Source organism: Maribacter sp. UH1, assembly GCF_056839145.1.
Genome location: NZ_CM166387.1, coordinates 497,595 through 512,137, shown reverse-complemented (window position 1 = coordinate 512,137; position 14,543 = coordinate 497,595). Strand labels below are relative to the sequence as shown.

The following is a 14,543-nucleotide window of genomic DNA, read 5'->3' as shown; positions in this document are numbered from 1 at the left end:
AAAAAGATACGATGAACAAATATTTTCTAACCATTATAATTACCGTTGCGGGACTCTTTATGGGTCATGCGCAGCAAGATGCGCAGTACACGCAGTACATGTACAATACGATATCGGTGAACCCTGCGTATGCAGGTTCACGGGGAGTATTGAGCATAGCGGCACTCCATCGTTCACAGTGGGTGGGGCTTGACGGCGCACCTACGACGCAGACACTTAACTTCCATACCCCGGTATCCGAACATGTAGGATTGGGATTGTCCGTAGTGAACGACGAAATCGGAAACGGTACCAACCAGGATACCTATATCGATGCGGCGTTCAGCTATACGGTAAAGACCTCAGAGGAGGGGAAGCTGTCGTTCGGTCTAAAAGCGGGCGGACACCTGTTCAACGTGGACTTTACGAAACTGAGGAACTACGGGGCGGAGAGCAACCTGCCGAATATCGACAACAAGTTCTCGCCGAACTTCGGTGCTGGTATCTATTACCATACGGACCGTTTCTATACGGGACTATCGGTACCGAACTTCCTGCAAACCGAACATTTCGACAGTTCCGATACGAACAGTTCCAGTTTGATCGCGCAGGAGCGTATGAACCTCTATCTGATCACGGGCTATGTGTTCGAACTAAAGAACGATGTAAAGTTCAAACCTGCGGCACTTGTAAAAGCTGTAAAAGGCGCACCGTTACAGGTAGACCTGAGCGCGAACTTCCTGTTCAACGACAAGTTCTCCTTGGGAGCGGCGTATAGATGGGACGCGGCGATCAGCGCACTGTTCGGTTTCCAGCTGAACGACCAGTTGATGCTGGGTCTGGCATATGACAAGGAAACGACGGACCTTGGAGCTACCACGTTCAACGACGGATCCTTCGAGATCATGCTGAGGTACGAGTTCTTGAACAAATACAAACGAGTGATCACCCCAAGATTCTTTTAATAAAAAACGACATGAAAAAAACAGGATATATTTTTTGTGGCTTGGCGGTAATGGCTATGATGGCAAACGCACAGGACAAGAAGATACAGAAAGCGGACACGAAATTCACGAACTATGCCTATGCCTCCGCGATACGATCGTACGAGCAATTGGTAAAGGACGGGAATACGGAGGAGGATATCTATAAGAACCTCGGCAACGCGAACTATCTGAACGCGAACTACGAAGAGGCATCTAGCTGGTACGGCAAACTGTTCGCATTGGAAGGCGCGGATATCGACCCGGAGTATATGTACCGCTACGCACAGACCTTGAAGTCATTGGAGAACTATACGGAATCCGACACATGGATGAACAAGTTCAAGAACGCAAAAGCGAACGATCAACGTGCCATCACTTTTGGAGAAAACCAGGATTATCTGGAACAGATCGAGGAACGCTCGGGCAGGTACGAACTAAAGAACATCGGGCTGAACTCGAAGGTATCGGACTTTGCGCCCTCTTTCTATGAAGACGGACTGGTGTTCTCTACGGCAAGGGACAGCGGACTGCTAACGAAGAACATCCATAAATGGAACAATGGTTCTTTCTTGAACCTGTACAAAGCGGCACAGGACGATCAAGGTAACTTTACCAATGTGGACAAGCTGAGCAAGCAACTGAACAAGAAGACCCATGAATCGTCGACGGCATTCACCAAGGACGGACAGACAATGTACTTTACAAGGAACAACTCCGACGAGGGCAAGTTCGAAAGGGACGAAGAAGGGGTAAGTAGGTTAAAGATATACAGGGCTACCAAAGAAAACAATGAATGGAAAAATATAGAGGAACTGCCTTTCAACGGTGACAGCTATTCGGTAGCACATCCTACGCTGAACAACGATGAAACCAAATTGTATTTCGCCTCGGACATGCCGGGAACGAAAGGGGAATCGGATATCTATGTTGTGGACATCAACACGGACGGTACTTTTGGTACACCGAAGAACCTAGGACCAAGAATCAACACGGAGGCAAGGGAGACCTTTCCGTTCGTAACGGAATCTAATAAACTATATTTCTCTTCGGACGGGCATCCGGGACTAGGGGGACTTGACGTCTTCGCAACGGACCTGAACAATGAAAGGGGAGAGATCTACAATGTAGGACGTCCTTTGAACGGGGAGGAAGACGACTTTTCATATATTATCAACGAAGAGACCAAGAAAGGCTTTTTCGCGTCGAACCGAAAAGGAGGACAGGGCAATGACGATATCTACGGTTTTGTGGAAATGACCCCGCTCGACTTCACCTGTCATACAAATATTACGGGAATCGTAAAGGACGAGAAGACCAATGCACTGTTAACCGATGCATCGGTAACGGTATACGACAAGGACAACAAAGTGGTATCTAGCTCGAGTACGGATGAGAACGGAGCATTCGAAATGGAAGGCAACTGCGCAGAAGGTAGTTACAAGGTAGTAGCTACCAAAGCGGACTATGAAGAAGGCAACAAGACCTTTATGACGGTAAAGGCTGAAGACGCCATGGGCATAGAGATCGTATTGGCACAGGTAGACCCATCGGCACCTGTAGGCACCGACCTTGCGAAATACCTGAACATAGAGCCGATCTACTTTGATTTTGACAAGTACTTCATCAGGGAAGATGCCAAGATCAGCATAGAAAAGGTATTGGCATACCTTAACGAATACCCAAGTGTAAACGTACAGGTACGCTCGCATACGGATTCACGTGCTAACGATGCGTACAACATGCGTTTATCCGCAAACAGGGCAAAGGCAACAGCCGATTACCTAATAGCAGCGGGCATCCCTAGCGATAGGATCTCATATGAAGGCTATGGCGAAACGGAGCTTACGAACGACTGTAGCAACAATGTACCATGTAGCAAAGAGAACCATCAACTGAACAGAAGATCGGAGTTTATTGTGGTAGAGTAACTCTTATAGCAAATAATAAGCTATTTTATAATATGAAGATAGTTAAGAGGACTTACTTAATAAGTAGTCATAAGTAGTATATAATAGTGAATCCGATATTTTAGAAAAACATAATCGTAATTCTAAAGTATCGGATTTTTTATGAATTTAAATTGGCTGAATTAACATTCGTAATTCGTTAAAAAAACATCAGAAATAATTCTCGGCAAATATCTAATGCTTTAGAATTTTGAAACAAATTCTATTTAATACTTAAATCAAGTCTAATGAAGAGTACTTAATTACAGAAAGTTTAAAATTCTTTTGTACTGCGCCTTCTTTTACTTTTAATAAAATCAAGTAGCTTACCGGAAAGGAAAGTAATAACTAAACTTTTAATAGTCCCTTTTTGACTAAAGGCAGCTCCTAGTCCCTGTCTTAGTTGATGTGGTACTAAATCTGTTTTAGCGCTATTAAATTGTAGTTTAATGCTTTCCTGTGCAATTAGACGCTGAAGATTAAGAACTTTCAAGCGTTCATCTATTTCTTCAAAAGAATGGTATTGCTTGCTCATAATCAGTCAAAATAATATTTGGATAATTTTTTAAGTACAGGTTTGTTCAGCTGCTCTCTAAATATATAGAGCATTATTGCTAAGACTATATAAAACCCGGCTACTATGATAAAGCCAATGAAATAACTATTCATTAGTTCAGACAGCCATAAACAGGCTGCAAATGACAAAAATAAAATTGCAAAAAGACTACTTAAACCTATTAAGAGAAACTTTAATATGCCGGTAGCATTTTTAGATAAGACTTTGAAAATTTTAAGTCTATAGTATTCGTCACTATGTTCTAAATATGACCCCATTTCGGTTTTTAGCCCCATGAGGTCATTTTTGAATTCTTCAAAAGCCATAACTGCTATTTATGTAGTTGAGCGTTTTGTGCTTTTAATTCTTCTAATTTTTGTTCTAACTTATCAATGATATCATCAGCTTTATAACTCATCGTTGAAATAGCCTCGTCTAATTTTTTATCAAAAGCATCTTTCTGTTCATTAGCGGTTTTTGTTAACTCATCTTTTGCGTGAGAAACTCTTTCAGCTATATCATGACTGGTGTCTTCAACCTTTCTTTTGATTCTATGACGTGTTTCAATTCCTTTATCAGGTGCATATAAAATTCCTATTCCAGCACCAATAGCAGCTCCAGTTAATATCGCTAATAAAGTATTTCCATTATCGTTTTGCATAGTATTAAATTTAATATTTCAAGATAAATTTAAACACTTAAAAATGCTTGACATATGATTTAAATCATATACAAAAATTATACTAGCATAAACAGAAAAATAAAATTGCGATTACATTTCACTGAAAATTAGTGAAGTAGCTCATAGACCTGCTTTGCAATTTCTAATTCTTCATTTGTAGGGATGACTAAAATTTTGACTTTGGAATCTTCTGTATTTACTTCTCTAGTATTTTTTGATCTCAGCTCATTTTTAGAATCATCTAGATGAAAATTAAAGTAATCCATATCCTTGCAAACTAATTGACGCATAAGGCTGGAATTTTCTCCAATACCTGCAGTAAATATGATGGCATCAAGTCCGTTCATTGTAGCAGTATATGCTCCGATATATTTCTTTATACGGTACGCATTCATTTCTAAAGCTAGAATACAATTTTTATTACCGTTACTAGCTTCCTCTTCAATATCACGCAGGTCATTAGAATTGGTAAGACCAAGCATTCCACTTTTTTTGTTTAATAATTCGTTGACATCACTTAAGCTATATCCTAAGGTATTCACCATATAATAAATGATAGAGTGATCGATATCTCCACTACGGGTACCCATTATAAGTCCGTTTGAAGGAGCGAACCCCATACTGTGATCAATACTTTTTCCGTCCTTAATTGCTGTAATGCTACACCCGTTTCCTAGGTGGATTGAAATTAACTTTGTGTTTTTTTTATGTAGATAGTCATTTGCTTTTTCTGAAACATATTTATGGCTAGTACCATGAAATCCATAAGCTTGAATTCCGTCTTTCTCATATAGTTCATTAGGAATAGCATATTTTTTTGCTTTAACAGGAACAGTACCGTGAAAGGCGGTATCAAAAACAACTACTTGTTTTGCCGTAGTAAAAATTTCTTCTGCCATAACGATACCTTGCAAATTAGCAGGGTTGTGTAATGGAGCTAAACTGGAGAGCATTTTAATCTTACTCTTAACCTCTTCGTTTATTAAAGTGGTTTCTGTATAATCGCTACCACCATGAACAACGCGATGCCCAATAGCATCAATTTCTTCGGTACTCTTAAGTACACCTATTTCAGCATCTAATAAAAGTGAGGTAATACGTTCTAGACCGGCTTTGTGATTTGCTATTTCATAAATTTTTTCAACTTTATTGTTATCGGTTCTATAGTTGGATATGGCATCTGTACTACCAATACGCTCTATGGAGCCAACGCAAATAACCTTGGTAGAAGGCATTTCTAAAAGTTGATATTTTATAGAAGAACTTCCGGAATTTATAATTAAAATATTCATGAAAATTGGTTTAAAATCCTTCTGCTTGAATAGCAGTTATTATTACGGTATTAAAAATATCATCTACGGTACAGCCACGACTTAAATCATTAACAGGTTTGTTTAAACCTTGTAACATTGGTCCGATGGCCAAAGCACCAGTTTCACGTTGTACGGCTTTATACGTGTTGTTACCTGTATTTAAATCAGGGAATATAAAGACGCTAGCTTGCCCTGCAACTTCAGAATCTGGCAATTTACTGAGTCCTACTTTAGCATCTACCGCAGCATCATATTGAATGGGACCTTCTACTTTAAGATCAGGTCTTTTCTCTTTAATAATTTCAGTAGCCTTACGTACACGATCAACATCTTCACCAACACCTGAAGCACCTGATGAATAGGAAAGCATAGCTACTTTAGGTTCAATTCCAAAGGCTGCACTTGTAGCAGCGGATGATATGGCAATTTCAGATAATTGTTCAGAATTAGGATTAGGATTAATGGCACAATCGCCAAAAACGGTAACCCTGTTAGGTAAGCACATAAAAAATATAGAGGATACTATAGAAACCCCTGGTTTTGTTTTAATGAACTGAAGAGCTGGTCTAATCGTATGTTGGGTGGTATGAACTGCACCGGAAACCATGCCGTCTGCGTGCCCTTTATGAACCATCATAGTACCGTAATAAGAAACGTCTTCCATTAAATCTTGAGCCATTGCCAAGTTTACATTTTTATGCTTACGCAATTCAAATAGGGTAGTGGCGTAATCTAAAAATTGTTCAGAGGTTGTTGGGTCAATAATATTGATAGTATTGATATCTAAATCAATATCTAGTTCAGTGATTTTTGAAATAATTTGCTCTCTATTTCCTAGAAGGGTAATATTAACGGCATCGGCATCAATTAGCATTTTGGTCGCCATTAAAATTCTTTCATCTGAACCTTCTGGTAGAACAATATGTTTTTTAGAAGATTTAGCTTTCTGCAGAAGATTATATTGGAACATTCTAGGGGTAATGCCCTTAGCCTTGAATGTAATTAACCGTTCAGCCAATTCTTTGGTAGGCACATGTTTCTCAAATTCTTGTATAGATGTTTGTATTTTCTCAGTGTTTTCAGCATATATACGCGGTCTAATAGTACCGATTTTGTTGGTAACATAGAATGTACCTCTTGCAACCGATAGAATTGGGATAATATCTGAAAGTCCTTCTATCAGTTTAATAATAGAATCTTCTGGAAGTAGACCGCCGGTTAGGACAATCCCGGAAAGGCTAGGGTAATTTGTTGAGATGTTCGCCTGTAGCGCACCTAGAATAATATCTGCACGGTCACCAGGTGTAATTACCAGGCTATCATCTTTTAAATGTGTAATGTAATTACGTAGTTGCATGGCACCAACGCTAAAGCTTCCTACTTGATTATTAATGTAACCTTCACCAAAAAGAACTTTAGCATCTAGCTCTTGTGCAATCTCTTTCAATGTTGGGCTGCCTAAAACATTGTTTACAGGTATGGTACCTACCAAAATATCATCAGGTAGTTTTTCTTTTAATCCATTAGAAACAATAGTTACATTTTCTGGTTGTACTTTATTGGCTACAATTAGCAGTACTTCAACACCTTTCTCTTTAAATGAATCGTAAGCCATGTAAAGGTTGCCAACTAACTCATCTAGAGTTTTATTTTTTCCACTTGCCAGGATAACTGCCGGTATACCTAAGTTTTTAGCGATAAGCACGTTTATATCCCACTCAATAATTGCACCTTCTCCAGAAAAATCGGTTCCTTCCACTAAAACGAAATCGAATTTATTTTCAATGGTTTTATACTTGTGTATAATATGCCCTACGATTTCGTCGTCTTTGTCCTGGTTTTTTAATTGGACCACTTGGCTACGCGTGTATGCATAAGCTTCTTCTGGTTTCATATCTACATTAAAGTAGCTTAGAACAGTATCAATGTGGTTATCAGTTTTACCATTGGGTACATCGTCAATAATAGGTCTGAAATAGCCTACTTTGGCAGTTCTACCTAAAAGAAGTTGCATTAGACCTAATGAGACAATAGATTTTCCACTATTGGGTTCTGTAGTAACAATATATATAGCTTTACTCACGTGTAAAAAGGATTAGTGTTTAACAAATTTATAGGATTCTTTGCGGATTGGGGCTTACATTGTAAAAATCTGACACTTTAGTTTAAAGTTGATAATTCTAAAGTTGTATTTGAAGTCATGGTTTTTACAATTTTAATAATACAAGAAGCTTAAGCATCACATTTAAGGTGTCAAAAATAGCTAGGATACGCCTGCTTAAAAATGACATATCTCATATTATAAACATGAGATAAGTCATTTTCACCGTTGGTCGTATCAACTACATTTGGTTTAATAATAATTCTTTGAACCAAATGCAGAGCGAAATAAAAACAAATTCTAATTCCTTCTTTTTAAGCGAAGAACGCGCTTTTCTTGACGGACCACGAAGTAGGTTTAAAGAATTATGGTTTACGTTTAAGGTACAATATCAGTTTATTAGGGCGTTTAGAAAACTACATTTTATTGGTCCGTGTGTTACCGTATTTGGATCAGCCCGTTTTAAAGAAGATAATCCATATTATAAACAAGCAGAGGAAGTAGGCAAAGCTTTATCAGAAATGGGCTTTACGGTAATGACAGGTGGCGGACCAGGTATTATGGAAGCTGCTAATAAAGGTGCTTACTTAAATAATGGCTATTCTATTGGGTGTAACATAATACTGCCGCATGAGCAAAAACCAAATCCGTATTTACATAAATGGATAAATATTCCCTATTTCTTTATTCGTAAATTTTTACTGCTCAAGTACTCCTTCGCATTTGTGGTGTTGCCTGGTGGCATTGGTACCTTAGATGAGCTTTTTGAAGCGGTTACCTTAATACAGACCAAAATGATTCAAGATTTTCCAGTGGTTATTTTCGGAAAAGAATATCATAAAGAATTATACCATCACATACAAACGATGGCAGAAAATGAAAGTATATCTAAAAAAGATATGGACTTAATGTTCTTGACCGATTCTGTTGAGGAGATGAAAGAACATTTAAAAGAACATGCCGTCAAAAGATTTAAACTCATTAAAAAACCAATGCGAACCAAGTGGTGGTTTGGCGAGAAAAAGTCAGTTAGAACTACTTAAAAACATTGTTCAAATCTTAATGTTTAAGAATTATCAAATAAGAATACCACATGCTTAAAATCAATAGTATAAAAATAGTTTTAATCATTTTCACCACAGTAGTGTTTATTTCTTGTCAGTCTAAGAAACAGACAGATATTGGAGCTTTACAGATAGATAGTACAGCAGTACTATTACCACCTAAAGAAGTGGCAAAAAAGATTGAGAGCGTAAAAATTTTAAAGAATATTAAGGTTGGAAACTATTTTGAATTCATGGATTCTGTAGTGAGCAAGTACGATACATTGGTGCCATATGCGCTATCTGAACATCTATTGGTACGTAATAATCCTTGGATTATTGATACTTTGGCGAATACGGATTATTATAGAATGATGGCGCGTGATTCTTTTGTTTATGACCAGAAGCAAATGATTGTTTTGCCAAAAGGTAGCGAGTTGATATTGCCAGATTCAATAACCGCTTGTAAAATATTAGAAGATTTTGCAACTACTGAAATTGATGTTAACATACCAGAATACAAATTACGTATTTATCAAGATTCTGTTTTATTGGAAACTTTTCCGGTTAGGGTGGGGCAATATAGAGAGCGGTATTTAAAGTTTGGAGATCGGGTAACAGATTTAAGAACAAAAACAGGAAAAGGTACCATAGTAAGGCATGCAAAGCATCCAGATTTTTATAATCCCGTAAATGGTAAACGTTTTTATGTAACCAGAAGAGATGATGGCAAAACGACCTTAATGCCACAAATACCTTGGATTGAAACTGAGATAAATAATATTAGAAATGGACAAATGATTCATCCCACTACAAATCCTAGAACCTTAGGCAAAGCATATTCTAATGGGTGTATAGGTATTGGTGAAGGGGATGCTTGGCGGGTATATTATTATGCACCATTAGGCACAAAAATTAAAATTAGGTATGATTTAAAAACATATGATGAGGGCATGGTCATTTCTGTGCTACGAGATGTGTACCATTTATCTAATAAGGATTGAAATCAAATTATGTTTTAATTCGCCATTTAGTTTAAACTGAGTTTAAATAATAGTACTTATAATTTTATTAATTTTACTAACGTGAACAAACTGTTTTCCATACTGTTATCATCGCTCATCATGCTGCAAAGCTTTGGTGTGCATTATGATGATATTGTTCAGTTAGATGAATTAATAGAGCACGCTCAATTTCATAATGAACAATATGGCGATAATATCATTGTTTTTCTTTCTAAACATTATGGTGAATTAAAAGCGGATCATCAACGCGAACATCAAGAAGAAAAGAAAGATCACGAAAAGTTACCTTTTAATCATAATGGAACATCGCATATTTGTGTTGCAGACATAATTTTCAACACGTATAAATCAGAATTAAACGAAGTAGATTTTTCAGATTACACAGACGCAAATTTCTATTACCAAGCACCATCTTCTTCATTACACTCACAAGGCATTTTACAGCCGCCCCGCATTTCATAATACAATCGATTTTTTAATTTATTAGTTCAGATTCATCTTTATGAATTTGAGCGCTTCACATTGATTTATATGAAAAGATGCTATCACATATCATTAATTTCAGTTTAAAGAATAAGCTTATTGTTCTTCTATTTACCGTATTTATTATTGGGTACGGTTTATTTGCACATTCACAAATACCTATTGGGGCTGTACCGGATGTTACCAATAATCAGGTTCAGGTAATTACGACATCACGTAATTTATCTACACAAGATATGGAGCAATTCATAACATATCCGGTAGAGCTTGAAATGGCAAACTTACCGGGAGTCAAAGAAATTCGTTCAGTATCTAAGTTTGGTTTGTCTGTTGTTACTATTGTTTTTGAAGATGATTTGGGAACGTATTTGCCCAGGCAGCTTATTGCCGAGAAAATTGCTTCAGCTTCAGAGAAAATACCTGCAGGTTTTGGTACGCCACAAATGGGACCTATTACAACTGGGCTGGGTGAAATTTATCAATACGTTTTAGAAGTGGAACCAGAGTACAAAAATGAATATACGTCTACTGAATTAAGGACCATACAAGATTGGATCGTAAAACGACAATTATCAGGTATACCCGGTGTAGTAGAAGTGAACACATGGGGCGGATTTCTAAAACAATATGAAGTAGCTATAAATACCCAAAAACTAAATGCCATGAATATCACAGCAAGTGATGTTTTCAAAGCATTGGAAACTAACAATAGTGTTTCGGGTGGCGGTTATATTGAAAAGGTGAATCAGGCTTTTTTTATTCGGGGTGAAGGGTTGCTTTCATCACTTGAGGATATTGGAAATATCGTAATAACAACTAAAAATGGACTACCCATTTATATTAAAGATGTAGCTACAGTTGACTTTGGTAGCGCAGTTCGTTTTGGTGCTATTACCGGTAATGGCGAAGGTGAGAAGGTACTGGGTCAAGTAATGATGTTGAAAGATGCGAACTCTAAAAAAGTAATTGAAGCGGTTAAAAAACGTGTTACTGAAATTTCAACTTCGTTACCTAAGGGAGTGTATATTAATCCGTTTTTAGAACGAAGCGAGCTTATTGCAAAAACTACATTTACGGTAAGCGAGAATTTAATTTTAGGGTGTTTAATTGTCATTTTTGTAGTGGTATTACTGCTTGGTAATTTTAGATCAGGTTTGGTGGTCGCCTCTGTAATTCCCCTGTGTTTATTATTCGCATTATCACTCATGTACATATTTGGTGTAGATGCCAATTTAATGAGCTTAGGGGCTATAGATTTCGGTATTATTATAGATGGCGCCGTAATTATTGTAGAATTTATAGCCTTTGAAATCACAAGAAAACAGCAGGAAATAAATGATTTGCATAAAACTGAGCAGCAGCAGCTAAAAGATAAAATTACATTTAATGGAGCTTCTAAAATGATGAATTCTGCCATTTTTGGGCAGTTGATTATACTCATTGTTTTTATTCCCATTCTATCGTTGAGCGGAGTAGAAGGTAAAATGTTCAAGCCTATGGCATTGACTTTTAGTTTCGCATTAATTGGGGCAATGATTTTATGTTTTACCTATGTACCTGTTGCGGCATCAATCTTTTTAAAACCATCAAAAGAGTCGGACAAAAATATATCTGTTCGTTTAATGAAATGGTTGAATAAGAAATATGAGCCTATTATAAACTGGGCTTTGCAAAGCAAGAGAGTTGTTCTGGGCATTGCGGCCATACTGCTTATTGGGGCTACAATTTTATATACGAATATGGGCAGCGAGTTTGTACCAACTTTAGATGAAGGCGATTTTGTTATTCAGCCCGTATTAAAAACAGGAACTTCATTAAGTAAAACGGTTGAAATTACGACTGAGATAGAGAAAATTTTACTAGATAATTTTCCAGAGGTTCAGCAGGTAGTCACTAGAATTGGAGCTGCCGAAGTACCAACCGATCCTATGTCTATGGAAGAAAGTGATGTCATCATAAAGTTGGCACCGAAAGGGGAGTGGACAAGTGCAAAATCTAAAGATGAGCTAGCCGATAAATTCAAAGAGGCATTAGCCATTATACCAGGTATGGAAGTAGAGTTTACGCAACCTATAGAGATGCGTTTTAATGAACTGATTACAGGTGTTCGTGCAGATATTGCCATAAAGATATTCGGTCCTGATTTAGATGTTTTGGCTAAAAAAGGAAATGAAATCGGAGCATTGATTAAAGACGTTGAAGGAGCTGCAGATATTAGTGTAGAGAAAATAGCAGGTTTGCCTGAAATGAGTGTTGATTATGACCGCGCAAAAATTGCACGTTTCGGATTAAATATTCAAGAACTGAACGATATGGTTTCTATGGGATTTGCCGGTAAAACTGCGGGTAATGTTTTTGAAGGTGAAAAGCGGCTCGATTTAGTCGTGCGATTAGATAAAGCAAAACGACAAGATATTGACGACCTTAAAAACCTGTATGTTGATTTGCCCGATGGAGGAAAGATTCCCTTAAGCGAGCTGGCAGATATCACGTATAAAAAAGGTGCTGCAAAAATATCAAGAGATGATACCAAGAGAAGAACAGTGGTAGGTGTAAATGTCCGTAATCGAGATTTACAATCGGTTGTAGATGATGTTCAAAAATTAATTAACGACAATGTAAAATTACCAGCAGGGTATACCATAACCTATGGCGGTCAATTTGAAAACTTACAAAGTGCCCGAGACCGACTTTTAGTGGCAGTACCTATAGCACTTGTACTCATTTTTGTATTGTTATACTTCGCATTTAAGTCGGTAAAAGAAGCCCTAATGATTTATTCGGCAATTCCGCTGGCAGCAGTTGGTGGCATATTGTTATTATGGCTGAGAGGATTGCCGTTCAGTATTTCTGCGGGAGTAGGGTTTATCGCGTTATTCGGTATCGCAGTATTAAATGGTATTGTTTTGATAGAGCATTTTAAAGAGCTGAAAAAATATTCTTTTGAGAGTTTAGACGATTTAATAAAACAAGGTGCAAAAGATCGGTTGCGAGCAGTATTATTGACAGCATCCGCAGCTGCTCTGGGTTTTTTACCTATGGCAATATCTACCAACGCAGGTGCGGAAGTACAACGACCATTGGCAACCGTAGTTATCGGTGGTTTGTTTACGGCAACCATATTAACTTTAGTAGTATTACCGGTGTTGTATTCCATTTTTGCTAAGCATGAGAATTCAAGAAAGCCAATACCAAAAACCACATTGCAAAATGGTATTGCTTTTATTGCATTGCTTATTTCAATTGGCGCATCGGCACAAGAACCGAAAGGGCAAAATCTCGATGAATTAATTCCCTTGGCTATCGAGAATAACATGAGGTTAAAAGCTGGTCGACTGAAAGTTGATGAATCTGAAGCATTGATCAATAGTGCATTTATGTTCAATAAAACCCATGTGTATTATGAATATGATGAAAATAACCTTGCCATCAATGATGTACCGTTAAAAGTATTTGGTGTTCAGCAAGATTTTCGTTTTCCAACTGCTTATTTTTCTGAAAAGAAAGTCAATAAGGTGAAAACTACTTTGGTGCAAAGTGAATATGATATTCAGAGTAAGGCAATTACTAGAGATGTTACCAGAGGTTATTACGAGTATCAAATTACACGAGAAAAAGTTAGAGTGTATAAACAGTTGGATAGTTTATATGCTAATTTTTCTAAGGTAGCAGCTCGTAGATTTGAACTTGGTGAAACCAATTATTTAGAGAAAATAACCGCAGCTTCTAAGCAGAGAAAAATCAATCTGGACTATCAGCAAGCTATTCAGGAAAAGTTTGCTGCGTATTCCAATTTACTGCAATTAATTCAGGTAAAGGATAGTTTGGTTATTTCTGAAGAAATGAACTTGAAAATTGACATTAATGAAGTAAATGTAGATGCTTCTCCAGAGTCTGTGTACTATGAGAATAATATGCAACTTATGGCTGCAGCCCATAAACTAGAAAAACAGCAACTATTGCCAGATATCAGTTTAGCCTATTTTCAAGGAACAAATTCAGAATTGAACGATAATCTTTTGGGTTATCAACTAGGGCTAAAAATTCCGCTAATATTCAGTGGTAATGCCTTTAGAATCAAGGCATCTAAAATTGCCAAAGAAAGAGCGGTAGCTGAGTCCGTTGCATATAAAATCCAGATAAAATCAAAACAAGAAATTTTGAGGCAACAAATCCTTCAAATTCAAAATTCACTGAATTACTATGAGAACGAAGGTGCAGAGCTATCAGATGAAATATTGAAGACCGCGAACATCAGCTTTAGAAATGGTGAAATTGATTTCTTTCAATATATACAAAGTTTAGAAAGTGCATATGATATAAAATTGGGCTATCTAGATGAGTTAAAAGCGTATAACGAAATCGCTACAGACATTAATTTCTTAACATTATAAATAAGGGCATCATGCAAAAATATATATTCAAAATA

Annotated in this window: 11 protein-coding genes; 6 read left to right on the top strand and 5 right to left on the bottom strand. The window is 37.2% G+C overall.

Features of this window, described 5'->3' with window-relative positions:
• The first annotated feature begins 11 nt into the window (after positions 1 to 11).
• Both UH1x_RS02370 and UH1x_RS02365 read left to right on the top strand, forming a co-directional pair.
• The gene (locus tag UH1x_RS02370; protein WP_482622705.1) at positions 12 to 944 is read left to right on the top strand and encodes a PorP/SprF family type IX secretion system membrane protein; all 933 of its coding nucleotides are present in this window, start codon (positions 12 to 14) and stop codon (positions 942 to 944) included.
• A gap of 11 nt (positions 945 to 955) precedes the next feature.
• The gene (locus tag UH1x_RS02365) at positions 956 to 2,893 is read left to right on the top strand and encodes an OmpA family protein (RefSeq protein ID WP_482624815.1); all 1,938 of its coding nucleotides are present in this window, start codon (positions 956 to 958) and stop codon (positions 2,891 to 2,893) included.
• 292 nt (positions 2,894 to 3,185) lie between these two features.
• Here the strand turns inward: UH1x_RS02365 and UH1x_RS02360 are convergent, their stop codons facing one another.
• From UH1x_RS02360 to pta, 5 genes are all read right to left on the bottom strand, one after another.
• Entirely contained in the window at positions 3,186 to 3,446 is a 261-nt protein-coding gene (locus tag UH1x_RS02360) for a hypothetical protein (RefSeq protein WP_482624813.1), read from the bottom strand.
• 2 nt (positions 3,447 to 3,448) lie between these two features.
• A complete protein-coding gene (locus tag UH1x_RS02355; RefSeq protein ID WP_482624811.1) occupies positions 3,449 to 3,793 on the bottom strand; it encodes a phage holin family protein in 345 nt (114 codons plus the stop codon).
• 5 nt (positions 3,794 to 3,798) lie between these two features.
• The gene (locus tag UH1x_RS02350) at positions 3,799 to 4,128 is read right to left on the bottom strand and encodes a YtxH domain-containing protein (RefSeq protein WP_299323934.1); all 330 of its coding nucleotides are present in this window, start codon (positions 4,126 to 4,128) and stop codon (positions 3,799 to 3,801) included.
• A gap of 128 nt (positions 4,129 to 4,256) precedes the next feature.
• Complete coding sequence (locus UH1x_RS02345; protein WP_482624809.1) at positions 4,257 to 5,441, bottom strand: acetate/propionate family kinase; 1,185 nt, start codon at positions 5,439 to 5,441, stop codon at positions 4,257 to 4,259.
• 10 nt (positions 5,442 to 5,451) lie between these two features.
• The gene (pta, locus tag UH1x_RS02340; protein ID WP_482624807.1) at positions 5,452 to 7,545 is read right to left on the bottom strand and encodes a phosphate acetyltransferase; all 2,094 of its coding nucleotides are present in this window, start codon (positions 7,543 to 7,545) and stop codon (positions 5,452 to 5,454) included.
• A gap of 293 nt (positions 7,546 to 7,838) precedes the next feature.
• Here pta and UH1x_RS02335 point away from each other — a divergent pair, with 293 nt between their 5' ends.
• The 4 genes from UH1x_RS02335 to UH1x_RS02320 all read left to right on the top strand — a co-directional run bounded on the left by UH1x_RS02335 (position 7,839) and on the right by UH1x_RS02320 (position 14,508).
• The gene (locus UH1x_RS02335; RefSeq protein ID WP_482624805.1) at positions 7,839 to 8,606 is read left to right on the top strand and encodes an LOG family protein; all 768 of its coding nucleotides are present in this window, start codon (positions 7,839 to 7,841) and stop codon (positions 8,604 to 8,606) included.
• Between the two features lie 50 nt (positions 8,607 to 8,656).
• The gene (locus UH1x_RS02330; RefSeq protein ID WP_482624803.1) at positions 8,657 to 9,610 is read left to right on the top strand and encodes a L,D-transpeptidase; all 954 of its coding nucleotides are present in this window, start codon (positions 8,657 to 8,659) and stop codon (positions 9,608 to 9,610) included.
• Positions 9,611 to 9,691: 81 nt separating this feature from the next.
• Entirely contained in the window at positions 9,692 to 10,093 is a 402-nt protein-coding gene (locus UH1x_RS02325; RefSeq protein ID WP_482624801.1) for a hypothetical protein, read from the top strand.
• A 77-nt stretch (positions 10,094 to 10,170) separates the two neighbouring features.
• On the top strand, positions 10,171 to 14,508 hold the full coding sequence (locus UH1x_RS02320) for a CusA/CzcA family heavy metal efflux RND transporter (RefSeq protein WP_482624799.1): 4,338 nt from the start codon (positions 10,171 to 10,173) through the stop codon (positions 14,506 to 14,508).
• Positions 14,509 to 14,543: the final 35 nt, after the last annotated feature.